The sequence below is a fragment of the Clostridium sp. DFI.1.208 genome, from assembly GCF_024463855.1.
Lineage (GTDB): Bacteria > Bacillota_I > Bacilli_A > Erysipelotrichales > Erysipelotrichaceae > Clostridium_AQ.
Map to the genome: position 1 here is coordinate 1 of NZ_JANGCA010000029.1, position 26,364 is coordinate 26,364.

Here is a 26,364-nt window from a genome sequence, read left to right on the forward strand (position 1 = left end):
CCTGCCTATGTATATTATACCATAAAGTACCTTAAAGTACGAATATAAAATCAAATAAATTTGACAAAAAAATAGCTTATTTAAGCCATATTTTAAACTTTCAACTTTTTTAAGTGTAAAACTTCCGAGATTTCATTTTTTTTTGTGTGAAAGGGCTTGCATTAACTGTTGCTTTATGATAATCTGTTTATAGATATAAATTTATATTGATTACGGCGCCGGAGTCGTAATGCTGAGTATGTTACTTGAATAAAGGCAGAGCTCAAGAAAACAAGCGAACTAGTACTATCGCGGTTTTCTTGAGTTTTTTATTTGGAAGGAGGTCGAAATATGAAGATTACGCAGATTCTCAACAACAATGTTGCGTTAGTTAAACGTGGTGGACATGAAATCATAGTAGTATCTAAAGGCATTGGTGTAAGAAAAAAGAAAGGACAGTCAATAGAAGAAAAAGATATCGAAAAGCTGTATATTCTTGATTCTTATGATATGCTGGATCATTTCAGTTATTTACTGGCTCATTCTGATGCAGAGGATATTTTGCTTGTTCAACGGATAATCACGGAAGCAGAGAATACTTTGGGTATCACTGCCAGTGACTCTCTGGTTTTGACCTTGCTTGATCACATTGACTATGTCATTAAGCGCGCTGAAAAGCAGCAATTTATAAAAAGCCCGTTGTATTGGGATGTAAAAAGGTTTTATCCGAAATATTTCGACGCTGGATTAATTGCTTTACAGATGATTAGGGAGCAAAAGAAGGTACAGATACCGGATGATGAGGCTGTCGCACTAGCGCTTCATTTCATCAATATGGTGGAAGAATTCAATGGAAATAAAGATATCAGATTGAAAGAAATCAATGCGATAAGTGATATTATTTCTATTATTGAAAAACATTTCAGAATGGTGCTGGATGAAAACTCAATAAATTACATACGGTTCTTTACGCATTTACAATATTTTGTTCAGAGAATATTTGAAGGTCATATCTTTGAAACGAAAGATAATTCTTTTAGGCTTTACAAGCAAATCAGCCAAACCTATCCAAGCGAATTTGAGGCAGTACAAAAGATAAAAAAGTATATTAAATCACAGTACAGATCAGATATCAGTCATGATGAAGAGGTGTATTTGATGATACATCTTCATCGGGTAACAGAAAGATTGGAGATAAGATAATGAAATATGAAGAATTGAATAAGGCTATTATTGATTTAATCGGCGGAAAAGATAATATCATAACTTTAACACATTGTGTCACAAGATTGCGATTTAAGCTAAAAGACAGAAACAAACCAAAAACTGAAGAAATAAGAAAGCTGGATGATGTTATTGATGTTTTATCCAATGATGTTGCATATCAGGTTATCATTGGTACACAGGTTGGCGAGGTTTATGAGGAACTTGTCCAGATGATTGATATTGATCAGAACAACAATCAAAAAGCAGAAAAGCCACGAAATGCAGGGGCATATATCACTTCCATTTTGGCTGTCATCGGTGATTCCATCAATCCATTTTTAGAAGTGCTACTGGCAGCCGGAGTCATTTCCTCAATACTATCAATCGCTTCCGTTTTTGGATTACTGGAGGCCTATGTATCCCCTACATATAACGTATTGGACGCATTATCATCCGGGGTGTTTACTTATTTACCCGTTTTAATCGCTGCTGGTCTTGCAAAAAGACTGAATATCAGCCCTTATATTGCTATGGCATTGACCTTTGCGATGGTGATTCCAAGCATTGATGGTGTGGAAGGCTTATCGTTGTTTGGCATTTCACTGCAGACAGTAACATATACACGCTCCTTTATACCGGCCCTGTTAGGTGTATGGATTTTAAGTATCGTTATAAAAACATTAAATAAGGTTATGCCAAAAAAGCTTCATTTCTTCCTGGTTCCTTCCCTTGCCTTATTGATTACATATCCGATTGTACTATTCTTTTTTGGCCCGATTGGTAATGTGTTAAGTGAGGCTATGGGTGCAGCGTTTATGTGGATATTGAATACATTTGGATTACCGGTGGCCTCTGCCATTAAAGCGGCTGTAAATCCAATTATCATGATTACAGGTGCAGGAGCATTTATGACACCGATCACGTTAAATAATTTATCCATGTGGGGGTATGATCCGCTACTTCCTACATCATTAATATCTGATATGGCTGTCGGCGGTGCAGCATTAGGATATTATCTAAGGGCCCGCAAAGAATTCAAAAAAATAAAAACACCAGAGCGTGAAAAAGAATTGGAGTTATTTGGCACAACTTCATTCTCCGCCATTATGGGAATTACAGAGCCTGCATTATATGGCGTCTTTGCTAAATTTAGAAGACCGTTTATCGCAACGATATGTGCAGGCTTAGTCGGTGGCACTATTTCTGGATTAATGGGTGTAAAAACCTATGGCTATGTGTGGGGATTAATGTCATTTCCTACTTATATGACAGGTGGTATTATGAATCAAATCGGTATCATTGTTGCAGTAGCTGCCGGTTTTGTCACATCAGTTCTGGTTGCCTATGGCATAGGGATTCCGAGAGATAAAAAAGAAAAAATTGTTTCTATTGAAAAAGTTAACAGCAATATGGAAAAAGTGATTTTAAAAACAGTAACCGAGGGAAAAGTTATCCCATTAAATAAGGTTAAGGACAGGGCTTTTGCTTCAGAAGCCATTGGAAAAGGAATCGCTATAATTCCGGAGGATAAAGAAGAAATTGAAATAAAAGCGCCTGCTTCAGGAGTTATTGCGAGTGTGTTCCCAACAAAGCATGCCTATGGTATAAAAACAGAAGAAGGTATTGAGATTTTGATTCACATTGGTCTTGATACAGTGAATTTGGAAGGAAAATATTTTGAAGCATGTGTAAAAGAAGGACAACAGGTTACATGTGGTGATACGTTATGTTCCTTTAATGCTAAGGAGATAAAAAGGGAAGGCTTTGATACAACCGTAATTGTGGTTATTACAAATACAAAGGATTTTCTGGATGTTATTCCAAGCAATGATGATACAAGTGAAATAATGTTTGTTTTAATGTAGATATGGAGGATAATGATATGAAATTAGATAAAGGCTTTTTTTGGGGAGGCGGAGTAGCTGCCTGTCAGCATGAGGGTGGTTTTGATGAAGGCGGTAAGGGAATCAATACACATGATTTGCTAACTGCAGGAACCAAGGATACCCCAAGAGGTCATACCGGTGAAATTGAAAAGGGTGTTTATTATCCCTCACATACAGGGAATGATTTTTACCATCGTTATAAAGAAGATATTGCTTTGATGGCTGAATTAGGCTTGAAGAGCTATCGCCTGTCGATGGACTGGACGAGAATATATCCAACAGGTGAGGAAAAGACGCCAAATCCGGAGGGTCTGCGATTCTATCACAATGTGATTGATGAGCTTTTGAAATATAATATTGAGCCTTTGGTGACGATTTTGCATGCAGAAGTGCCTATTCATCTTGTTCGTAAATACAATACCTGGATGAGTAAGGATATGATTGACATTTATTTGAAGGTGGCAAAAACATTGTTTACAGAATTCAAAGGAAAAGTGAAGTACTGGCTTACCTTTAATGAAGTAAATCATGCTGTATTTTATGATAATGATGATTATAACGAGGTCTATGCGGAATTGGGAAGCGGTTTGAATTTTAATAAAATGAAAAATCCGCCTCAAGGGTTGGCGACTGCTAGTCTGAATATCCTGCTTGCCAGTGCAAAAGCTGTGTTGCTGGGACATGAAATTGATCCAGAGAATCAAATTGGATGTACCTTGTGCTTTGTACCGCAATATGCCGCAACGAGTTCCGCAGAAGATAATCTGGCAGTCTTGCATAGTCTGGATAAGGATTTATATCTAACTGATGTACTTATGAAAGGGCAGTATCCGAAGTATAAACTGCATGAATATGAGAAAAAAGGTATTACGCTCGACTGGACAGAAGAGGATCGTAGCATACTAAGAAAAGGAACAATTGACTTTTATGGTATGAATTATTATTCAAGTGGAATGGCAGCAGCGGAAAATCGCGGCTATAAAAATGGTTTTTTCAATGGATATAGAAATCCGATGCTAAAAACGAATGCATGGGGCTGGGAGGACGATCCGATTGGTCTTAGAAATGCTTTGATTTATATGGATAGAAGATACGGAAAACCAATTATGATTACGGAAAATGGAATTGGCTGTGACGACGTTTTGGAAAATGGAACCGTAGAAGATGATTACCGTATCGCTTATATGCGTGAGCATATTGAACAGATGGAAAAAGCTATAATTGAGGATGGCGTCACCTGTATCGGATACTATATGTGGGCGCCTGTCGATCTGATCAGTGCCAGTACAGGTGAAATAAAAAAACGTTATGGTGTCGTTTTCGTTGATCGTTATGATGATCAGACAGGGACGTACAACCGTTATAAGAAGAAATCATTTGCATGGTACAAGCAATTGATTGCATCACAGGGCGAAATCCTGTAAAAGGGAAACGTTACCTTAAAATGATAAAGATAAGGAGATAATATACTATGATATTAGATGAACATTTTTTATGGGGTGGGGGTACTGCAGCATCACAGTTTGAAGGTGGTTTCCATGAAGGCGGAAAAGGCTTGAACAATATGGATGTTGTTACGGACGGATCGAAAGACCGTTTGCGAAAGATTACGGATGTAGTTGAACCGAATAAGTTTTATCCATCACATACCGGTATTGATTTTTATCATATGTATAAAGAAGATATCAGATTGTTTGCAGAGATGGGGCTTAAAAGTTTTAGAATGTCGATTGATTGGACAAGAATTTACCCAACAGGAGCAGAGATTGAGCCAAACCAGGAAGGTTTAAGTTTTTACCATAATGTTATTGACGAACTTCTGAAGTATGATATTATTCCGCTTGTGACGATAAAGCATCTTGAAATGCCTTTGAAAATTGCGCAAAATGGAGCGTGGACCAATCCGGATACAATACATATGTATGTAAAGTATGCCAAGACACTGTTTCATGAATTCAAGGGAAAAGTAAAATACTGGCTGACATTCAATGAAGTCAATCATGCGGTGTGGTATGATAATGATAATGCTGATGTATATTCTTATTTCGGAACAGGACTAAAATTCAATGAGATTGAAAATCCAGATAACGCTCTCGCTAATGCAATGTATAATGTATTAAAAGCTAGTGCTCTTGCTGTAATAGCGGGACATGATATTGATGAAGCAAACCAGATTGGATGTGTGCATGCGTTTGTACCTCAATATCCCGCAACAAGTAAACCGGAGGACTCTTTGGCAACCTTGCAGGCGTATGATCAGGATTGCTTCCTTTTGGATGTTATGATTAAGGGATATATGCCGGATTATAAAATCAGAGAATATGAGAAAGAAAATATTGAAGTTACAAAAGAAGATAAAGAGATTTTTAAGAAAGGTACCATTGATTTCTTTGGATTGAATTATTATTCATCAGGGATGAGTGCAGCTGAAAATCGCGGGTACGGAAATGCATTTTTCCACGGATATAAAAATCCGGAATTACCAATCAATGAATGGGGATGGGAGAATGATCCAGTTGGACTAAGATTCGCCTTGAATTACCTTAATAGGAGATATAATATACCTATCATGATTACAGAAAATGGATTAGGCGCATCAGACATACTTGAAAATGAAACGGTGAATGATGATTACCGAATAGCGTTTCTAAAAGATCATATAGAACAGATGGAGAAGGCGATATGGGAAGACAGTGTCAATGTCCTCGGCTATTATGTTTGGTCACCAATTGATATTGTAAGTGCAAGTACAGGGGAAATGTCAAAACGATATGGCCTTATTTATGTAGATATAGATGACAAAGGAAAGGGCAGCAGGAAGCGCTTTAAGAAAAAGAGCTTTGATTGGTATAAGCAGGTTATTGCATCCCATGGAGAGGATTTACATATCCGATGATTGCCTTGCATTTAAAAATCACTAATTCAAAAGAAACAGTGAATAATATGCTGAACATGCTTGCTGAGGTTATGGCTCCGGTAATTCTGCCAATGACTGTTGCAGGACTGGTTTCAGGGGTGCTGGCATTATTGAATGCATTGGGAATGCTGGCTGTTGAGAGTAACACCTATATTATCTTTGATACGATACGCAGCGCAGTATTCTATTTCTTTCCCATTTATATAGCAATTTCTTCCGCAAAGGAATTTGGAGTAGAGCAATCTCTTGCTATCACCTTAGCCGTCATTTTATTATCAGCAAATATCAATGGTGTAAAAAATCTGACTCTATTTGGCATTTCTTTGCCAGAAATAACATATTCGAGTACATTTATTCCAATTTTTCTAGGTGTATATTGCATGCATCATTGTAATAGGCTATTTAATAAAATTATTACAAAATCATTAAAAGGTATCCTCGTACCCTTACTTACTATCTCGACCGCTTTGGTTGGTACATTATTGATTTTCGGACCTTTAGGTTCTGTGATAAGCGAGGGATTGAGCATAGCCTGTTTATGGCTTATGGAAGAGTTCGGAAATGCAACAGTGATTTGTGTTTATGCACTGCTTCATCCGTTTATGGTGTTAACTGGATGTAATTCGCTTGTCTTGCCAATTATATTCAATAATATGAGTACGTTAGGGTATGATCCAATGCTGATTGTAGGAATAACACTATCTAATATTGCTATATGCGGAAGCATGCTCGGCTGTTTTCTGAAAGAAAAAAAGCTTCAAAAAAAACAGCAGTACGGCTCCTCTGGATTCAGTGCAGCAATGGGAATCCCCATACCAGCAATATTCAATGTCTTAATCCATCAAAAATATACACTATTATCAGTAATGTTTTCCGGAGCGGCGGCAGGATTGCTCGCAGGCTTCCTGCATGTAAAGGGGTATGTATTCGTTGCTAGTATTCCTGGATTGACAACCTATCTGATGGGGAATGACCAATACAACTTTTATTCCATGCTGATCGCAAGCGGTATAGCGCTTTTATTATCCTGTATGATTGCGTTTGCTACGCACAGGACTGAAATAGACAAACGATAAGTAAGTATATACTTGTTATATGAATAATATGCTAAGGATACTTGATACAAAATAAGAAACAATGTAAGTAATTTATTATGGAAAGCCTCGTGATATGCGGGGTTTTTCTTTATGATATTTTATGCCCCTTAGCTATTAAAATAGGCAATTAAAAAGAAACAGTATCAACATAGTAAATCACATAGCAATCTGATTTCTATTATGCAAGTTATTTTGTAAAGAAAGCTGGAAAATAAATGCTATTATGTAAATGGAACGTGTATTCTACATGAAACCGCCTGCTTATGTAAAGTAAAATTCAGGAAATTCACACAGACATTTTGACTTTCAAATACTTATAACTTATAATCGCATTGAACACGTATCAGAATAAAGAGGTGAAAACATGCGGAGAAAATCCAGGGTAGCAGACACATTGAAGCAACTTTGTGCAGACATCAGCCTTTCTTCCATAGAAGAAGGCTATGAGGGGGTCAGCGCACAGCAGCTATCTGAATTCATGGGGATGGATCGGGCAAATGTAAGTAAAGAACTAAATCAGCTTTTTCAGGAGAATGCAGTTATCAAGATTACCGGAAGACCGGTTTATTATTTTGACAGGGAACGCATGGAGGCTCTGTTGGCACATTCACTGGAATGCTTTGCTGTTCCCTCACTGCAGGAATATCTGCAGAATCGAGGAGAAGGTTATACCGAAAATGATTTTGATAAGCTCATCGGCAGTGATAAAAGTCTGAAGACGATGATTAACAAGGCAAAGGCGGCCATGATCTATCCACCGTTTGGCCTGCATACACTACTGGTTGGCCCAACCGGTGCCGGTAAGACGATGTTTGCGGAAATCATGTATCAGTATGCCAAGGATCACGGTGTATTGCAAAAGACTGCACCGTTCGTTATTTTTAACTGTGCCGAGTATGCGGACAATCCACAGCTTCTGCTGGGTCAGCTGTTCGGATATGTGAAGGGTGCCTATACCGGCGCAGACCGGGAAAGTGAAGGTCTGGTGGAAAAGGCACAAAACGGTGTCCTCTTTCTTGATGAAATTCACCGGCTGCCTCCAGAGGGACAGGAAATGCTGTTTATGCTTTTGGACAAGGGAGAATACCGCAAGCTGGGAGCCAATGAAACAAGCAAGGATGCCAGAGTTCTGATCATCGCCGCGACAACGGAAAACCTGGAATCCAGTCTGCTTCAGACCTTTTTACGAAGAATTCCGATGACGATCACCATGCCTTCTCTGGAGGAGCGCTCCATTGAAGAGCGGTATGAGCTGATTGAAAAATTTTTCCGTCAGGAATATAATCAGGTTAAAATCCCTATTCAGGTAAAGGCTAAGGTCATGCGGGCATTGCTGTCCTATGATTGCAAGGGGAACATCGGACAGCTGAAGGCGGATATCCGCCTGTTGTGTGCCAACGGCTTTCTGGAGCACATATCCCGTCAGGATGACGTAATCCGCATCACTTTGTCCTTGTTGCAGGAGCATATTTATCACGGTCTATTAAATTCCGGCAAGCAGAAGGAGGTCGATGATTTTCTGACCATGCATGATCAGGAGGTCTTCGTTTATGATCAGGAAACAAAGCTGGAACACTATGACGGAGAGTTTTTGAATATTTATCAGGAAATGAATCGGCGGTTTCAGGATTATGAGGCAAGGGGCTTTGATAATGCGAATATCAACCGTCATATGCGCACCTATATTGAAACCTATATCAAGACCCTCAGCAACCAGATCGAAGAATCCGGAAGTGAAGCTATGCTGTATAAAATCGTTCCGATTCATGTATATCATGCGGTGGAGGTTGCACTCCAGCTGGCTCAGCAGCGGCTTGGCTATCCGATATCCAAAAAGGTATATACAGCTATGGCACTGCATATTTCCGCATTGCTTGAAAACAAGCGGAAGGAGCATGAGCTGAATCCCAATGTCTATGATGTACTGAGTGAAAATCCGAATGAATACCATGTGGCAATGGAAATTATGAGCTTCCTGCAGAAGGAGCTGGAAATCCCATTTCCGCCGCAGGAAATTGTCTTCTTTACAATGTTTTTGTGTATTGAAAAGGATAAGCCGCAGGTAAACGGCGCAATAGCATTGCTTGCACTGGCACATGGAAACGGTGTGGCACGCAATATGGTGGATGTTGCCAATGCCTTGCTGGATACACGACACGGTCATGCGCTTGATATGAGTCTGCATCAGAGTGTTGATGATTTTCTGGAAACCGTGACACGCAAGGTGAAGGAAATAGATGAGGGGAAGGGTGTACTCATCCTTGTCGATATGGGCTCCCTGCTATCCTTTGGAGAAATCATCACACAGAAAACCGGTATCCCGACAAAGACAATAGATATGATATCCACACCGTTTGTACTGGAAGCTCTGCGGAAAACGATGCTGAGTGAATATACACTGGATGATTTGTATCGTGAGCTGCGAAGCTATACTCCCTATATCGGAAAGCTTTACTCCAAGGAAATCAAGCAAAAGGCTCTGCATCAGAATGTCATTGTGACCACCTGTCTGAGCGGTGAGGGGGCAGCAGTCAAGCTGGGTGAGCTGATTCGCTCCGCTATTCCGGCGATTGACGAATACCACATCGATATCGTTGCCTGCAACACCGAATCCTTTAAAGAAAAGCATCTGGAAAATAAACGTATTCTTGCGGTTGTCGGTGCCAGAGATTTGCATTTGGAGGATACGCTGTATATATCCAGTGATAAAATCATTCTGGAGGACGGTTTGGCGAAGATTGCACAAATCATATCCACGGCGCTTGGTGTTGAAGACAGGGAGCCGGTTTCCTCCAATATTGTTATGAATAATTTTCTGAAGGAATCTCTGGTTTTCCTTGATCCGGTAAAGGCAGATGATGTGATACGCAAATCCTTTCAGGTTATATCCAAGATGTGGGATATTGATGACTATAACCGGATATTGATTGGTTATATGATGCATGTCGGCTGTATGATTGAGCGCTGTATCCGCGGGGCGGAGATGGAATATGATGCCTGCGGAGAACGTATTCAGCGAAATGAAAAGCTGTATCGTCTTGTCCGAACAGCGATGAAGATTATTGAGCGGGAATTTCAAATCCGCATCTCTGACACAGAAGTGGCTTACATCATGGATAACTTTGACACAGAATAACACACTATCGTATATAGCTAAAAAAGTGCTGATAAACAGGCACTTTTTTATTTTGGCACAGGACTTGCTAGTAAATGAGTGAAGGTTATAGGAAAGGAGTAAGTTATGGAGAATAATGTATGGGTCTTCGTCTGTACACATGGCAGATTTGGTGAAGAGCTGATGAAATCCGCGGAGATGATTGCCGGTGAGGCAGAGAATGTATTTGCATTTTCCCTGATGCCGGGAATGCAGCCGGAGGATTACAGAGCAATGCTGGAGAAGCAGCTGGAGAAGCTGGGTGATGGGAAGGTTCTGTGTCTGGTGGATCTGTTTGGCGGAACACCGTGTACGACATGTGCAATTCTATCGAAAACATATGACATGCAGGTGATCTCCGGATTGAATCTGGCAATGTATATCGAGGTGACCTCACAGAAGGGAAATTATGCTGTGGACGAATTAAAATCAATAGGGCTTGCCACCTTAAGGGAAAGCGGCAAGGATGTTGTAAAACTGCTGAATGAAAGATAGGAGGAATTACGATGGCAGCAATTAGCTTGATTCGAATAGATTTTCGTCTGATTCATGGTCAGGTAGTCACTAAATGGGTGAAACAGGCAAATGCAGACCGGATTATTATTGTAAATGATGCATTGGCGAATGATGAATTTTTAGGGAGTGTATATAAAATGGCGGCTCCATCCGATGTCCGCGTAAGTATTTTCACAATAGACAAGGCGATTACCAAATGGGAGAAAAATCAGTTCGGCGAAGGGAACGTACTGATGCTGTTTAAATCCGTAGAGGATGCCAGAAGTATGCAGAAGCGTGGATTCCCGATGAAGTCTTTGCAGATTGGCGGATTGGGGGGAGGAAACGGACGTGTAAATACACCAAGTGGAATATCCTTTGATGCGAAGGACGCTACACTGTTAAAGGAAATACAAAATGAGGGGTGTGAGGTATATATCCATGTTGTGCCGAGCCAGCAGAAATATGAAATCAATAAAGTCATAGAAAATCTTGAATTTTAATAAGAGAGAGGAGAGAAAATTATGAATACATTCTTATTAGCGATGTTATGCGGAGTCTGGTATTTCTTATCGAGTATTGATTTTGGTTACACCATTAGTGAAACACTGGGATCGCCGGCATTGATCGGAGCGGTTCTGGGTGTTGCGACAGGACATTTGCAGGAAGGACTGATCCTCGGCGGTACCATCGAGCTGATGTATTTGGGTATCATTTATCCCGGAGGAACCGTGCCGGCAGATGGCTCGGCAGCAGCCTTGATTGCCATACCGATTGCCATTAAAACAGGTATGGAGCCTACAGCTGCATTGGTTATCGCTGTGCCATTCGGTATTCTGGGTGGATGGGTATATAACCTGAAATACACGGTGAACTCCTTCTTTGTACATAAGGCTGACAAATATGCAGAGGAAGGAAATGTTAAAGGAATGATGCGCTGTGCGAGAGAATGGCCGCTGCTGTTCATGTTCTGTATCACTTTCCCGGAAATCTTCCTGGCGAATATGGTAGGACCGGAGGTTGTATCCAATGTATTGAACATGCTGCCGGAATGGGCGATGCACGGAATTGAAGTTGCCGGAGGTGTCATGCCGGCAATCGGATTTGCGATTGCTGTCTACACGATCGGAAAGCGTGATCTGGTACCGTTCTTCGTTATCGGTTACTTCCTGGTTGTGTATTTCGAGCTGGATGTTATGGCAGTGGCAGTCTTCGCGACATCCATTGCACTGCTGATTTACTGGATGACGAATAAAAAAGAATTAGCGCCTGCTGCAGAGGAGGATGATGACTAATGGAAACAAATGAAAAGAAGCTTACGAAAAAGGATATAACCCGTTCTTATATACAATGGCGTTTACTGGCTGAGGTATCCCATTCCTATGAGCGATATCAGTCGCTTTCTATGGCGGTGACTCTGTCAAAGCCGCTGCGAAAGCTTTACACGGATGATGAGGAGTATAGACAGGCACTGGTTCGTCATATGCAATTCTTCAATACTGAGGCAACCATCGGTGCCATCATCCCTGGAATCGTGTTATCTCTGGAGGAGGACAGGGCAAATGGTGCTGAAATTCCGGATGAGGTAATTGCTTCCATCAAGACAGGACTTATGGGACCTATGGCAGGTATCGGAGATACACTGTACTGGGGAACCATTAAGGCAATCTGTTTCTCACTTGCGGCTACCATGGCCTTAAGCGGTAATTATGCAGGTATGGTATTTGCCTGTATCCTGTTTCCAATCTGTGGATTTACAATCGGTTACTTCATGTGGCATATGGGCTATCGTATCGGTAGAACAAGTATTTCAAAAATCTTACAGAGCGGTGTTGTCAATAAAATCATTCAGGCCTGCAGTATCCTTGGTCTTATGATGATGGGGGCCCTGTCTGCCAGCTATGTTACACTGACAACGACAGCCGGTATGAAAATTGAAAACAGTGATCCGATTCTCGTACAACAGATTTTGGATGAGATCATTCCCGGCATCCTGCCGCTTGCTGTTATCGCACTGATCTTCTTCGCCATCAAGAAAAAGGGAATGAAGTTCAATCTATATATCATTATCATTATTGTCCTGAGTCTGGTCGGCGCGTTCTTTGATATTGTATAAGGGAGACACTTATGGATAAGGATGAGATAAAGAAGCTGAGCAGTGAAATCGTAGACCGCAAATTTGACCAGTTATGGAAGCTGGCCTCCTATATCCATGCAAATCCTGAAATCGCCTTTGAAGAGAAGAAAGCAGCACACGCGCTTTCTTCTTATCTGCAGGAGCTGGGATTTGCAGTGAAAACGGGAATTGCCGGTCTGGATACGGCTTTTCAGGCTGTATTCAAAAAAGGAAACGGCCCAAGAATTGCCGTATTCGCGGAATATGACGCATTAAAGGGACTGGGGCATGCCTGTGGTCATAACCTGATTGCAACCAGTGCCCTTGGCTGTGCCGCCGCAGTGAAGCAGGTTCTGGAAAGCAGTGAGCTGGAAGGCAGTATTGAGGTTTATGGAACTCCTGCCGAGGAAGATGGCGGCGGGAAAATCATCATGCTTAAGCAGGGAGTGTTTGATGGCCTGGATGCGGTCTTCCTGATGCATCCTACAAGTGCCATGGCAAGAATCGGCGGAGAATGTGCTTCCTTCACCGACTTTGAAATAGAGTACATCGGTAAGAGTGCGCACGCAGAATCCCATCCGGAAAACGGCATCAATGCTCTGGATGCGGCAAATCTGTTTTATCAGGCAGTAGGACTTGCCCGGCAGCAGCTGCGCGATTCCATTCATATCTGCTGTATCATTGCAGAGAGTGAACGAGATATCGGACGCATACCGGACTATGCACGGCTGGAGGTTGAAATCTCTACCATGCGTGTGAAGGATATTGAAACCACAAAACAGAAAATCATAAACATTGCAGAGGGCATGGCGCTGGCCAGCGGCTGCAAGGTTCGCTATAAGGAAATACCGGGGTATTACGGACGTATGCCGAATGCGGTCCTCGCTGAGCTTTGCCGTCAGGAAATGTTAGCGCTTGGTGAACCGATGATGGAAGGGATGCCGTGTGATGCAGGCGGAGAGGATTTGGGGAATGTTTCCCGTGTGATCCCTGCATGCAATCTCTATATGACACTGCTTCCGGATAAGAAGATATCCGGACATACGGATCAGTTTCGCGAGCTTGCGATTTCCGATGCCGGTAAGCACTGTCTGAGCATTTCCAGCAAGGCAATGGCAAACAGTATCCTGACGCTGTATCAGAATCCACAGCTGCTGAAGCAGGCCAAAGAGGAATTAAAGCGCCGACAGGAAGAGGAGGCACGCTATGAATAATATCGGAGTATATGGACTGGGTGTCATGGGGCAGTCTCTGGCACGCAATATCATGCAGCATGGCTTCTCTGTAGCTGTATATAATATAGAAACAGAAATCACAAAGCAATTTACGCAGAAATATCCAACGTTTGACGGGTATGCGTCTGTAAAGGACTTTGTGAACAGTCTGGAAAAACCGCGTAAAATCATCCTAATGGTGACGGCAGGACGTGTGGTGGACAGTGTGATTGCATCCCTGAAGCCGCTGCTTGCGAAAGGGGATATTCTGATTGACTGCGGCAATTCCTATTATGAGGATACACAGCGCAGAATGGAGTCATTGAAGCAGGACGGTTTCTATCTGATTGGAAGCGGTGTTTCCGGTGGAGAGAAGGGGGCATTAAACGGACCAAGTATCATGCCCTCCGGAGAATACGAGGCCTACTGTGAAATTGCGGATATTTTTACGGCGATGGCTGCAAAAAATGAGGATGGTACATCCTGCTGTACCTATATCGGAGGAAAGGGCTCCGGTCATTTTGTGAAAATGGTGCACAATGGTATAGAGTATGCGGATATGCAGCTGCTTGCAGAGCTTTATGCTATTCTGAAAAGGATGTATCCTAAAAATCGTGCTGCTGTGCAAACAGCATTTCACCAGCTGAATCAAGGCAGTCTTGCATCGTATCTTCTAGATATCACAGAGGATATTCTGGATAAGAAGGAGCAAGGAGAATGGCTGCTTGATAACGTATCGGATGTCGCAAAGCAGAAGGGAACCGGGAAATGGACGGCACGTGTATCTCTGGAATACGGGGTGCCTGTACCCAGCCTGCTGGAGGCTGTAGAGGCAAGATTTCTATCCTCAATGAAAACGCAGCGACAACACGCCCAACAGTGCTATGCATGTACTGAGAATGAAGAAACAGCTAATGAGCAGCTTGCCGACTGTCTGTATAAGGCGATGCTGCTGGCCAAAACAAGCATCTATGCACAGGGCTTTTCACTGATCGATGCCGTGAATGCGGAATGCGGCTACAATATCGATGTTAAACAGCTTGCCGTAATCTGGCAGAATGGCTGTATTATTAAATCAGAATTTCTGAAGGATATTTATCAGGCCTATGACAAAGATGAAAAGCTTATGAATCTGCTTGTGTCCGAGGGCTTCATCGACTATGTGAAGCAGGGAAGGACAGCATTACAGCACATCATCACCTATGCATTGCAAAAGGGGCTGTACATACCGGTTTTATGCAGTGCGCTGAATTATGTCAACGGGTACACCACGGCAAAGCTGGAAACAAATCTGATTCAGGCACAGCGGGACTGCTTTGGTGCACATACCTATGAACGTGAAGACCAGCCGGGGATATTTCACACGAACTGGCAAAAATAAGGAAAAAGAAAACAAAAGCAGGCATCTGGGATAATCACATAGGATATTACTTTCTTCCCGGCATGCAATTCTACGTAGACAAGGAATGCCAGTTTCGCTCATATCACAGAAATTCATTGGATGATCAGAACTTGTATAGACGAATTGCAAGGGAAAGAGGACACGAAGTTTCTTTTGATAAACAGAATTAAGAGCATTCCTGCTGTATTATTCATAATAGAAGGGAATCCAAGCTATTGCGTATACCAATAGAATTTGGATTCCCTATTTTCGTATCCATCATAAGCATCAACGCAGCTTCCTATTTCTATATAATATATTTATAAACAGGGGATACTGTTCTCTTGCAATTGTGGAGAATCATCAATCACACATAGTACAGGCTATGGATATACATTCCTGTATGGTAAGGCAGCATCTGAGCATTTGAAGCCGAATGCATGTTCGCTCGAAGGATTCATTACGAACCCTTCATTTTTTTATATCCTATAGTGAAGACTGAAAACCGGATACCGCATGCGGCAGGCAATAAGCGGTTGCTGAAGCAGATTACGGGGAATTCTGTATGATGACAGGAAATGATCAGCAAATACAAACGATCCTATAAAATATAAATTTCGACAGATAACGACATCGGTTTACTTCTGGACATATTTAAATTATTGTTAGTGTGTGGAATCAGAGAAATGGATGGAGGGAATTTTATGATGGATACATTGACAAAGGAATTATACGAAGAGGTTACGAATCTTTTGCATGACATGGGTACACCTGCACACATTAAAGGACATTATTATCTGCGCAGCGCTATCCTGGAGGTTTATGATCATCCTGAATTATTAAAGAATATGATGAATGGATTATATGCAACGATTGCCGAGGCTTATGATACGACGCCTTCCTGTGTAGAGCGAAGTATCCGCAATGCAGTGGAGGCAACGCTGGATCGCGGGGATGTGGATTTTCTGTATTCTGTATTTCGCAATACGGTGAGTAAGAATAAAGGCAAGCCGACCAACCGGGAGTTCATTATGATGGTTGTGGATGTTCTGCGGGTTCGGCATATGTAGCCTGCGTAATGCAATCAACAGGAAATCCTTGAGGATACACCAGCCGCGCTGTTACAAGGAAAGTCAGAATGTGACGGCATCTGCTGTTTTTCTCATCGGATTTAGAAAATAAAGGAAAAGCGGCTTGACTTATTTAGATTTGCAGGTATCATATAAGAAGAAACGCGAGGAAAAGTGTGCAATACGTAAGATATCGTATTGGATGCTTTTTTGTATTCGGAATAGAAAGGATACCTGCAAGCCTGTATCATCGGATGTAGGCAAAGCAGGAATAAAGGGATGAAGCTGTGAGATTAACGGTAGATGATATTAAGCGACAGACAAAAAGTGAAACAAAGCTGATCAAGGCCAGAAAGGTGCAGCAGGAGAACCTGATCAGAAAAATATATATAGCAAAAACACAGAGTGAGTACCATGTGGAGGCCCGGATGGAGACTCTGAGCGGGAAGTTTTATGCGACACTGCAGTTTACATTAAATGCGGAGAGTGACGTGGATTATTATTTCTGCAGCTGCAAACGTACGAAAATATGTGAGCATCTGCTGGCAGTGCTGTACCAGATTCATGATCTGCAGCCGGAGAAGTTTCCATATTCCTATGAAAGAAAAGCGGAGGAAAGCATGACACAGCAGCCCGCTGTACAGCTTCCCCAGCTTCAGCAGAAGCCGGCACCGCCGAAGAAAGAGACGCAGAGGTCTTGGACAGAAAAGGAAGCGTCCCCTGTGAAAAAGGGAAAATTACAGATGGAAATCCGGAAGGAGCATCAGAATATCGAGGCGATGGTGAAGGAGAATACCCGCCGCAGGGAGCTGATGAAGCAGTTTGCGACCTCCAGCCATATTCTACAGGAGAGCAAGGTCTATTATCAGGAGCTGCAAAACCGTGAGCATGTGGAAAAGGTGCATCTGTTTGTGGAGGCTGAGGTCACTGATCAGCAGCATATGTATATTGCATTGAAAATCGGGGATCGGAAATGGTATACCATTAGCAGTCTTTCGGATTTCTTTGAACGCCTTGCCCAGCAGACCTATGCACAATATGGTATGTCTCTGGCATTTACCCATTCCATCAGCCGCTTTGACGAGGATAGTCAGGAGCTGATCCGTTTCTTAAAAAATTGCTTTTATGAGGGGAAGACACTGGTATCCAATCCCAGTGTGATGGAAATTCCTCCGCTGTATATGGATGAGTTTTATGAGCTGCTGGGACGCCTTCCACAGCGGTATCGCAACATTCAGATGAAGGATAAGCGGCAGCTGCTGGACATCCGCGTAAAGAGCGAGGAGGATTTTGTTCTGCTTACCTTCCGTAACTGGTCGCTGCTGAAAAGCGGTATTCGGGGACGGCATCATTTGTATCGGATGCAGGATGATACGCTGTACCGCTATCGTTTTGATGAACAGGGAAAGTGCCTGGAGCTGATCGATTCCCTGAGTGAACAGCAGCTGTATGTGCGAAATGAGGAATTTGCGGATTTCTATAAATATGTCCTAAGTGAAATCCGTGATTATGCAAATATGTATGGAATTGCGAAGTATGCCTATACGCTGGAACCGATCGGTCTGGAGCTGTATGGGGATATCGATGAGCTTGGCCGGGTGTATTTCCAGCTGGATGTTCTATATGAGGATGAGCGGATACCGGGCTTTCAGAATACACAGGAATATCTGCCTCTGCGCCAGGAGATTGTGGAGAATTTCATAAGACAGTATGCGGACATCATTCAACCGGAGGAGCATTGCGCACTGTTTCATGATGTGAGTGAAACCCTGCTGGAGTTTATGCGGGACGGGCTTCCGTTTCTATCTGGATATTGTGAGATTTTTGTCAGTGATGTATTGAAGAATATGAATAAGAAGCATGTGGTTAATCTGCAGGCAGGACTGCGCCTTGCAGGCAACCTTCTGGAAATCGATCTGCACAGCCGCGATATTCAGAAGGAGGAGCTGCTGGATGTGCTGCGTGCCTATCGCAGGAAGAAGCATTTCTATCGCTTGAAGAACGGAAAGCTGCTGAATCTGAAGAGTGATCAGCTGGAGGAGCTGGACACGATGATGCAGGAATTCCATATCGAGGACGCACAGCTGCAGCAGAATTGCATACAGCTGCCGGGCTATCGGCTGTTTATGCTGGATGCGTTTACGAAGGGCAGTGACTCTATCGCCTTCCATAAAGAGGATGTCTTACAGAATATACTGAATTCCTTCCAGCAGATCAGTACACAGGATATTGAAATCCCGCAGCGCTATAATGAGCTTTTACGTGATTATCAGAAGGATGGCTTTCGCTGGCTGAAGCTGATGCACCGGTATGGCTTCGGGGGCATTTTGGCAGATGATATGGGACTTGGAAAAACACTGCAGGTCATCGCTTTTCTGGAAAGTGAAAAGCAGGAGGGGCGTACCAGTATTGTCATTGTTCCAAGCAGTGTGCTGTATAACTGGGAGGATGAGGTGTGCAAGTTCGCAAGTGATCTGAAGGTTTGCTGTATCACAGGCTCTCAGGCAAAACGGGAGGAGCTGATCCGCGGCAGTATGGATATGGATCTGTTGATTACCTCCTATGATTATCTGAAGAGGGATATCGGGTATTATGAAAATCGGACGTTCTTTTATAAAATACTGGATGAGGCACAGTATATCAAAAATCAGAGGACGATGAATGCGACGAGCACGAAGCGGCTGAAGAGCCATCATGCACTGGCTTTGACAGGTACACCGATTGAAAATTCACTGGCTGAGCTGTGGAGTATTTTTGATTTTCTGATGCCGGGCTACCTGTTTGATTACCGCTATTTCTCCCACCATTTCGAGAAGGATATCGTTCTTGGAAAGCATAAGGAGAAGCAGGAGCAGCTGAAGAAAATGGTACAGCCGTTTATTCTGCGAAGAGTGAAGAAGGAGGTGCTGAGCGAGCTGCCGGAAAAGACGGAAACAACACTCAGTATCGCTTTTGATGAGGCAGAGGAAACGATGTACATGGCGAATCTTGCACAGGTCAACAAGGAGCTGCAGCAGGAGCTGGATCTGGTGAAGACCAATCGGTTCCAGGTCTTGGGCATGCTGATGCGTTTACGGCAGATTTGCTGTGATCCGCGTCTTGTGTATGATGAGGTAACCCAGCCCTCCAGTAAGCTGAAGGCCTGTATGGAGCTGGTGAGCTCTCTTGTGGAGAATGATAAGTCCGTACTGCTGTTTTCCAATTTTACCTCCATGCTGGATCTGATTCAGGTCGAGCTGCAGCATCTGCATATACCGTATTTCCGGATGGATGGAAGTACGGGCAAGGAGGAGCGCCGGGAGCTTGTGCAGAAGTTTCAGGATAAGGAAAAGAAGGTGTTCCTTATCTCGTTGAAGTCCGGCGGTACCGGTATCAACCTGACAGCGGCGGAGGCGGTGATTCATTATGATTCATGGTGGAATGTTTCGGCGGAGAATCAGGCGAGTGACCGGGCATATCGTATCGGTCAGAATTCCCGTGTGCAGGTGTATAAGCTGATCATGCGCAATACGGTGGAGGAGCGCATCCAGCATTTACAGCAGATGAAAAAGGAGCTTGCGGATATTTTCGTGGAAGAGAATGAGGCGAATATCATGCGGATGGATAAGGATCAGATTCTGGAGCTGTTGAAGGTGAATGGCTGAATGCGGAGAGCTAATGTATCTGCGTGGGGATAAAGGGAGAGCGTCTTTAATGTCAGTATTCAGGGGTGTTCCTGCACGGGGGAGGAATTTTTGGATGCTTTGATTTATGTTTGTATTATATAGAAAAGGAGAATTCAAATTTCTGAGCAGTGTTTGAATTCTCTTTTTTTCTGTTTGGTTTTCTAAAAGAAAGGGGTAGCCCGTGTACAATCAGCTCTGGTTGATGAAGTTCCTTGGATTTTTATGGTACAGGATTTCCTTTTGCTTGTTGGAGCTGATGTGGGTGTAAATCTGCGTGGTGGTGATGGAGCTGTGTCCGAGGATATGCTGGATGTAGCGGATATCGACATCTTCCTCCAACAGCTGTGTGGCAAAGGTATGGCGAAACATATGGGGCGTCAGATGCTGGGGGATTTTCAGAGCTTTCTCATAGCGGGCAATCAACAGCCGCACGGATTGCTCGGAGAGTGGATTACCGAGCTTGTTGATGAAGAAAAAGCCGCTGGATTCAATTTCCTTTTGGAACATGGACCGATAGGAGTAGAGGATTTTCAATACATCTGGGTTGCCGATTTGCAGGATGCGCTCCTTTGATCCTTTTCCATAGATGCGGACATACTGCTCCCGCAGGTTGATTTCTTCATCTCTGACATGGCAGAGCTCGGAGACTCTCATGCCGGTGGAGAAGAGAAGCTCCATGACGGCGGCATTGCGAATACATACCTTGCGCTGGTAGCTGGTTTTACAGTCCTTCATTTCATCATATATGCGGTTGAAGATGGAGGAAAGGTGTGTGTTTGGTATGGTTCTGGGCAGTAGCCGGGGTTCCCGAAAGGTGGTACGCAGACGGCTCATGGGATTGATTTCCATCAGATCATGAAAAACAAGATAGGAGAACAGGGCGTTGATGCTGGCAATCTTGCGTTTTATGGTTTTGGGTTTCTGGTATGTCTTGTGCAGATGCAAAATATAGGCATGGAGAGATTCCTTTTGTACATCGTATGCATAGCGTTCCATGAAAGATAAAAACTGCTTCAGATCGATCTGATAGGCCTTCAGTGTGTGTGCGTTCAGCTCCTTTGCGATACTGCATTCCTGCAAATACTGGTCTACAATTTTCTTGGTTAAGATATAGTTCATGTTTTTCACCTCAAGGTTTATGCTAATTTATATGGAAAAATATGTAAATATATAATGATTGGAAAATAATGGTAATATAGATATTCTAAGCAATGACAGATTAAGGCTGAGATGTTTAAAATGCTTGTAATTTCATAATGTTTATCCATTTAATTCTATAAACATTAAGATAAATGTTCGTGTGGGAAAATCTGCAATAAAAAACAAATAATCTTTACATGGTAAGCTGATTCTATTGTATAATAAAGAAAAAGAGTGGGGAAAATACGGGGGCTTTTTGTCGTATTCTCTTTTAAAGAACAGTATCAGGGAAAGCGGGTGTTAAGGAAAAGACGAATAAAATCTGTTTAAGTATTGTAATTTTAAAAGAAAGGAATAAAGGATAATATGACATTATCCAATCATAAATATGAAAATTAATAACATTAAGTATTTTAATCGTGTACTAGACGGTATTCTTAATCATATCAGAGTTCTTGTAATTGTCATAATATCGTTTATTCTATATGTAACATATATCAATTTCAAAGAAGATATATTGTCTTTATTAAAGATACTTCCAGATAACTCAATATGGGCGGATTTAATCGTAGGTATAGCCCTTATGTTGATTTCTACCTTCTTTAATTTAATCTGTTCTAAATTCATTTCAATGAAAAAGTTAGTTTCCTCGCTAAAGATTTGGCTCTATAACAAGCTATTATATAAAATAAGTGTATCAGATAAACGAAGAAATTCCAAAATATCATTGATATCCCTCTTCTATACATACGATCGTCAGGAAATAGAAGAGCAAAAGAATGTATCGACTTCCATCTTATCTTTTCTCAACAATCATGAACAACAATCAGAACAGCACTGCATTTGGATAGAAGGTGGCGCTTACAGTGGGAAAACAGCAGTGATAATGCATTTGTTGAGAGATTTAATTACAGATAATTCTTATGAAGAACTGTATGCTAGATTAGATGGTAGAATATATTATTTTGATATGGGTAGAGACGACTTTGATTTAAACTATATTTATAATGAGTATAATGATAATGCTTTTAAGACCGATATTGTAATTTTCGATAATCTGCATAAATTATCTTTTGAACAATTTAGTAGCAAATTATTAAATATGATTAGCAAAAAAAGATATCAGCTATTGATTTTTCTGACTAGAAAACCTGAGGACTATATATATGATAATTTGAAAATCAGAAAAATGAATTCTATCATGAGCCAATATGGCATACATAAGGAACTTAACACACTAAGTAGTAAGGATGTTTATAATATAAATAATATTTCATTTATACCAGGTGTTAATTTCAGTCAAATTTCAGATAATATCTTATTCCATTTTATTTCTTTATTAAATCAGGAAGCCAAGCACGATATAATACACGACTTGCGTTGCTTTTTAACTGGTGAAGTGAATAATATGTGTTTTGATGAGGCTTTTATGATTATATTATGCAGCAGTTTGTTTACAGGAAGTTTCAATGCATCCTTGGCGATAAATTTAAATCCTGAAACGGATATGAGTTACTTTAAAACAATGATTAAAAAATTGAATGAAATAGGGTTTTTAATGAAATATCCTGATAATGATAAAAACTATTATTTTCTAAATGAAGAGATTGCAAAATACTATTTTGAATGTGGGTATAAAAAAACAAGTCTTAAGAGCTTAGTAAAAAAGGTATTTTATTATTATTTTGATTATTATTATAAAAGGAATATTCTATTAAGCTTCCTCTATAGTTTAATGAATGAAAAAAGTGAACACCATTCGCATATTTTATTCAAACAGATTGCTCCAAATGTTAATTTTAAAAATATCTATGATGATATGGATTATCTGTTTTCACTGGAGCCAGAGCGTAAAGTACATTATTATAAAGAGTTAGGAATTATATGTGACCGTATGGGGAAATTAGCTTTAGCACGTAGCTATTATTTAAAGGAAAGTGTAGAGCTTAATGCAGAGTTATTTTATCGTTTGGTACAAATCGATCATAGTTTTTATGATAAGAAGGCTGAGTTGAATCTCACTCATCCTAATTTATATTTGAACATATTAGCAGAATATTGGGATATACATATGAAAATGCATACCGGAATATTTGATTTTGAAAATATAACAAAACTTGCTGAAACATGTTCACAGAACTTTGATGAATTATTAAGTTACGATATGTATGATGGATTACACCTCATGAGAAGGATATATTTTGATGTATATAGAATTTTTTATTTAAAGGGTATTTTAGATTACAAAACACTCATACAAATTGAAAGAAATATTAGTAATTTAAAAGTTAAATTAAGTCAATATCTACATGAATTCGATAGTTATTATAAAAAATTTGCAATTGGATTATTACTTGGTTATGATGTGTTATTCAATCAAAATATACGGAAGGTATATATATCAGAAGAAGAATTTTTAAATCTTTTTGATCGGTACTTAAATAGAAAAGATTTTCCACTAATGCATATATGGTCAGATGTTTGTAAATGCAGTATCAAAATACTTGAAGAAGCAATAGATGAAATGCAAGAAATTGCTGATAAAACATATATTTTTGTAAAATATCATATGTATTCTTTAAAAATGTGCCTTATGGATGGTAATACTTCAGAATTTGAAGTATATTATCAAGAATATAACCAGTTTGCAGAAACAGAAAACATTATTGAATATAAAGTTTATGCTATATTATACAATATAAGATTAAAGTTAATCCAATATTTCAATTATGATGAAATTGGGAATTTAAATGAAATGGAGCGGGATTTCAAAAAAAAGACTTTATATGATTGCTTTGCAGATATAAGGAATAAACTTAAGCAATGTTCGTATAGTAATCAATATGAATTCATAAGGATAGATTTGCTAGAATGTCTATTTACTTTCTTCAATCACAGGAATAAAGATGTCCTAGAAGAAAATATTAAGGTAATTAAAAAAACAGCAACAATATATAACTACCATAGAGAATTATATATTGTTGCCTATATTGAAAATAAAAATTTTCAGCTAAGTGCATTAGATTTAGTAAAAATAATAAAATTCTATCCAATAGTTGCACAATAAATTGTTATATATCGATTTTTCTATCATCAAAATAAAACATTAAATCCGCGTCTGTAATTGGCCTGATTACTTTGCACGGATTACCTGCAGCAACACAATTAGCTGGAATATCGTTACAAACTACACTACCTGACCCTATTACACAATTCTCTCCGATAAACACTCCAGGATTGATTACAGTATTGCCACCTATCCATACATTGTCACCTATCCTTATTTGGATGCCAAATTCATAGTCTGTACCCCTTACTGTGGGGTGTATTGGATGAGCAGCAGTGAAAATAGAGACATTTGGAGCTAATTTTACATTATTTCCTATGTATACAGGCGCTACATCTAAAATTATACAGTTATAATTGGCAAAAAAAGAGTCACCAACATGAATGTTATAGCCATAATCACAGTGGAAGGGTGGTTTTACACGAATATTTTTGCCAGATGAACCAAATAGTTTTCTTAGAATTTCATCCATTTTATTAATTTCATTTGACTGACAATTATTAAATTCATAAAATAACGAACTGGCAAATTCTCTTTCATTCCACAAATTAGAATCGTTTGCTTTATAAAGCTTTTCAGATAACATTCTTTCTTTATGATTCATTTTACTTAAACTCCCTTTGTTTTTCTTTTAATGGTTTTAATTCTGAAATAAAGAGTTGCGATTTTAAAATACTATCTGTGCTTAGTTCACTACTATAATAAATTTCTGATATTAATGCAGCTAGGGAATTTATATTCACTTCGTTTAGTCCCTGTAATGTAGCAGCTGCGGTTCCCATGCGAATGCCATAGCCTAATTCATAGGGCAATTTTCTATAATTCACCAATAAGTTACATTGTTCCATTTTTTTGTAAAAATCGAAGGCTTCATTTTTAGTCTTCATCTTAAGCCATAAATGATGATTTTTGATCATATTTGCATCTGACTTTATAACTGGCAGCCCTGCATTTGATAATTCTTTTTCAAGAGATATACAGTTTTTTAGCATACTCTCTGAGTAAATCTTTAATAATGCTTCCTGCTTAGCTACCTCTTCGGCAAGAAAAATATTTTCAATGTGAAGACTGGATACATACATAGAAAGCGCATCTTGAATTCTATGCCAAATATAATTATTTTTCTTAGAGCATACCATTGCCTTTTGTGGTCCAGGAAAGTTTTTATGTAAAGTCGACATTATGATGTCAAATCCCATATCAAATGGTGATTTAAAATCAGATTCGAGTATATTAGTCAGGTATTGAGAAGCATCAAATACCTTGATACATTCATAAGGTATCTGATTTATCAAAGTCGTAAAGTCTTCATAGTAAATGCCCTCACTTCGATCAATAAAAATGATATTTGGTTTTTCTTTTTTGATGATATCTAGCGTTTTTTCAAAGTCTACAGTAAATGTACTATTATCAGGTATTGCTTCAATAACAGTATAACCAAGTCTTTTCAGAATTTCAGGAGTAGCATAATGCCCTCCTGCTTTAACTGGAAGTATTAGAACTTTATCACCTATACTCCCTAAGCCCATAAACAGAACGATGTGTGCATGAAGTCCTGAAAGAAGACGCATTGAAAAGCAATCTGATTTCATTCTTCTATTCCAATTCTCATAAATACGCAAAACACTCTGGTTCATTTTCTCATGACCGGAGAAACCAATAATTGAGTTTATAACGATTTCATCAGTTTTTGGTTTATCAGATACATAAAGACCATGAATCGAAGAAAAATCTGAATCTATAACTAGATTGGGAAGATTTTCCACAGGATTTAAAATCAATTGCTGCTGTAAGTTATTTTCTTTTATCAATATTTCATACCTCAATGCAGGATAATGTCATATTATCCTGCATTGAATTAATGAATGAAAGAAATTCGTATGGATACAGGCATATATAAGGCGACTGTACCTATATCATTCATGATCTAAACCTTTGCATATTTGTATAATGTGGAATAGTAATCATTGAGGATTG

Annotated in this window: 18 protein-coding genes; 15 read left to right on the plus strand and 3 right to left on the minus strand. The window is 40.2% G+C overall.

The annotated features are described in order from the left end of the window. Positions 1-330: 330 nt before the first annotated feature. From NE665_RS14685 to NE665_RS14750, 14 genes are all read left to right on the plus strand, one after another. Positions 331-1,182, plus strand: a complete 852-nt coding sequence (locus NE665_RS14685) for a PRD domain-containing protein (protein ID WP_117444984.1) — start codon at positions 331-333, stop codon at positions 1,180-1,182. Continuing rightward, entirely contained in the window at positions 1,182-3,050 is a 1,869-nt protein-coding gene (locus NE665_RS14690; protein WP_117444983.1) for a glucose PTS transporter subunit IIA, read from the plus strand. Before NE665_RS14685 ends, NE665_RS14690 begins: the two co-directional genes overlap by 1 nt. Positions 3,051-3,067: 17 nt before the next feature. Further along, positions 3,068-4,495: a glycoside hydrolase family 1 protein gene (locus NE665_RS14695; protein WP_117444982.1), complete on the plus strand. Its 1,428-nt coding sequence runs from the start codon at positions 3,068-3,070 to the stop codon at positions 4,493-4,495. Between the two features lie 47 nt (positions 4,496-4,542). Then, entirely contained in the window at positions 4,543-5,967 is a 1,425-nt protein-coding gene (locus tag NE665_RS14700; RefSeq protein ID WP_117444981.1) for a glycoside hydrolase family 1 protein, read from the plus strand. Next, positions 5,964-7,064, plus strand: coding sequence for a PTS transporter subunit EIIC (locus tag NE665_RS14705; protein WP_117444980.1), 1,101 nt, complete (start codon positions 5,964-5,966; stop codon positions 7,062-7,064). The genes NE665_RS14700 and NE665_RS14705 overlap by 4 nt, the downstream gene beginning before the upstream one ends. A 385-nt stretch (positions 7,065-7,449) precedes the next feature. Beyond that, positions 7,450-10,221, plus strand: a complete 2,772-nt coding sequence (locus NE665_RS14710) for a sigma-54-dependent transcriptional regulator (RefSeq protein WP_117444979.1) — start codon at positions 7,450-7,452, stop codon at positions 10,219-10,221. A 105-nt stretch (positions 10,222-10,326) separates the two neighbouring features. Continuing rightward, a complete protein-coding gene (locus tag NE665_RS14715; RefSeq protein WP_117444832.1) occupies positions 10,327-10,734 on the plus strand; it encodes a PTS sugar transporter subunit IIA in 408 nt (135 codons plus the stop codon). 11 nt (positions 10,735-10,745) lie between these two features. Then, complete coding sequence (locus NE665_RS14720) at positions 10,746-11,237, plus strand: PTS sugar transporter subunit IIB (protein WP_117444833.1); 492 nt, start codon at positions 10,746-10,748, stop codon at positions 11,235-11,237. A gap of 21 nt (positions 11,238-11,258) precedes the next feature. After that, positions 11,259-12,029: a PTS sugar transporter subunit IIC gene (locus NE665_RS14725; protein WP_117444834.1), complete on the plus strand. Its 771-nt coding sequence runs from the start codon at positions 11,259-11,261 to the stop codon at positions 12,027-12,029. Beyond that, positions 12,029-12,850, plus strand: a complete 822-nt coding sequence (locus tag NE665_RS14730; protein ID WP_117444835.1) for a PTS system mannose/fructose/sorbose family transporter subunit IID — start codon at positions 12,029-12,031, stop codon at positions 12,848-12,850. Before NE665_RS14725 ends, NE665_RS14730 begins: the two co-directional genes overlap by 1 nt. Before the next feature lie 11 nt (positions 12,851-12,861). After that, complete coding sequence (locus NE665_RS14735) at positions 12,862-14,064, plus strand: M20 family metallopeptidase (RefSeq protein WP_178759927.1); 1,203 nt, start codon at positions 12,862-12,864, stop codon at positions 14,062-14,064. Continuing rightward, on the plus strand, positions 14,057-15,445 hold the full coding sequence (gene gndA / locus NE665_RS14740; protein ID WP_117444836.1) for an NADP-dependent phosphogluconate dehydrogenase: 1,389 nt from the start codon (positions 14,057-14,059) through the stop codon (positions 15,443-15,445). The genes NE665_RS14735 and gndA overlap by 8 nt, the downstream gene beginning before the upstream one ends. 704 nt (positions 15,446-16,149) lie before the next feature. Further along, the gene (locus NE665_RS14745) at positions 16,150-16,515 is read left to right on the plus strand and encodes a sporulation initiation factor Spo0A C-terminal domain-containing protein (RefSeq protein WP_117444837.1); all 366 of its coding nucleotides are present in this window, start codon (positions 16,150-16,152) and stop codon (positions 16,513-16,515) included. A 287-nt stretch (positions 16,516-16,802) separates the two neighbouring features. Beyond that, positions 16,803-20,159 carry an SNF2-related protein gene (locus NE665_RS14750; RefSeq protein WP_117444838.1) on the plus strand — a complete coding sequence of 1,119 codons (3,357 nt, stop codon included), beginning with the start codon at positions 16,803-16,805 and terminating at the stop codon, positions 20,157-20,159. Between the two features lie 210 nt (positions 20,160-20,369). Here NE665_RS14750 and NE665_RS14755 read toward each other — a convergent pair whose 3' ends face one another. Then, positions 20,370-21,299 (minus strand): tyrosine-type recombinase/integrase, encoded by a 930-nt coding sequence (locus tag NE665_RS14755; protein ID WP_117444839.1) that lies wholly within the window; start codon positions 21,297-21,299, stop codon positions 20,370-20,372. 538 nt (positions 21,300-21,837) lie between these two features. On the opposite strand from NE665_RS14755, the gene NE665_RS14760 reads away from it, so the two are divergent. Beyond that, positions 21,838-24,387, plus strand: a complete 2,550-nt coding sequence (locus NE665_RS14760; protein ID WP_147324030.1) for a hypothetical protein — start codon at positions 21,838-21,840, stop codon at positions 24,385-24,387. A gap of 4 nt (positions 24,388-24,391) precedes the next feature. On the opposite strand, the gene NE665_RS14765 is transcribed toward NE665_RS14760, so the two are convergent. After that, on the minus strand, positions 24,392-24,991 hold the full coding sequence (locus NE665_RS14765; RefSeq protein ID WP_117444841.1) for a sugar O-acetyltransferase: 600 nt from the start codon (positions 24,989-24,991) through the stop codon (positions 24,392-24,394). Position 24,992: 1 nt separating this feature from the next. Next, a complete protein-coding gene (locus tag NE665_RS14770; protein ID WP_117444842.1) occupies positions 24,993-26,198 on the minus strand; it encodes a hypothetical protein in 1,206 nt (401 codons plus the stop codon). Positions 26,199-26,364: the final 166 nt, after the last annotated feature.

Coding starts and splice junctions, on each gene's coding strand:
- NE665_RS14690 (WP_117444983.1), top strand. CDS start 1,182: ATGAAATATGAAGAATTGAATAAGGCTATTATTGATTTAATCGGCGGA.
- NE665_RS14695 (WP_117444982.1), top strand. CDS start 3,068: ATGAAATTAGATAAAGGCTTTTTTTGGGGAGGCGGAGTAGCTGCCTGT.
- NE665_RS14765 (WP_117444841.1), bottom strand. CDS start 24,991: ATGAATCATAAAGAAAGAATGTTATCTGAAAAGCTTTATAAAGCAAAC.
- NE665_RS14710 (WP_117444979.1), top strand. CDS start 7,450: ATGCGGAGAAAATCCAGGGTAGCAGACACATTGAAGCAACTTTGTGCA.
- NE665_RS14745 (WP_117444837.1), top strand. CDS start 16,150: ATGATGGATACATTGACAAAGGAATTATACGAAGAGGTTACGAATCTT.
- NE665_RS14720 (WP_117444833.1), top strand. CDS start 10,746: ATGGCAGCAATTAGCTTGATTCGAATAGATTTTCGTCTGATTCATGGT.
- NE665_RS14735 (WP_178759927.1), top strand. CDS start 12,862: ATGGATAAGGATGAGATAAAGAAGCTGAGCAGTGAAATCGTAGACCGC.
- NE665_RS14715 (WP_117444832.1), top strand. CDS start 10,327: ATGGAGAATAATGTATGGGTCTTCGTCTGTACACATGGCAGATTTGGT.
- NE665_RS14755 (WP_117444839.1), bottom strand. CDS start 21,299: ATGAACTATATCTTAACCAAGAAAATTGTAGACCAGTATTTGCAGGAA.
- NE665_RS14725 (WP_117444834.1), top strand. CDS start 11,259: ATGAATACATTCTTATTAGCGATGTTATGCGGAGTCTGGTATTTCTTA.
- NE665_RS14730 (WP_117444835.1), top strand. CDS start 12,029: ATGGAAACAAATGAAAAGAAGCTTACGAAAAAGGATATAACCCGTTCT.
- NE665_RS14705 (WP_117444980.1), top strand. CDS start 5,964: ATGATTGCCTTGCATTTAAAAATCACTAATTCAAAAGAAACAGTGAAT.
- NE665_RS14685 (WP_117444984.1), top strand. CDS start 331: ATGAAGATTACGCAGATTCTCAACAACAATGTTGCGTTAGTTAAACGT.
- NE665_RS14700 (WP_117444981.1), top strand. CDS start 4,543: ATGATATTAGATGAACATTTTTTATGGGGTGGGGGTACTGCAGCATCA.
- gndA (WP_117444836.1), top strand. CDS start 14,057: ATGAATAATATCGGAGTATATGGACTGGGTGTCATGGGGCAGTCTCTG.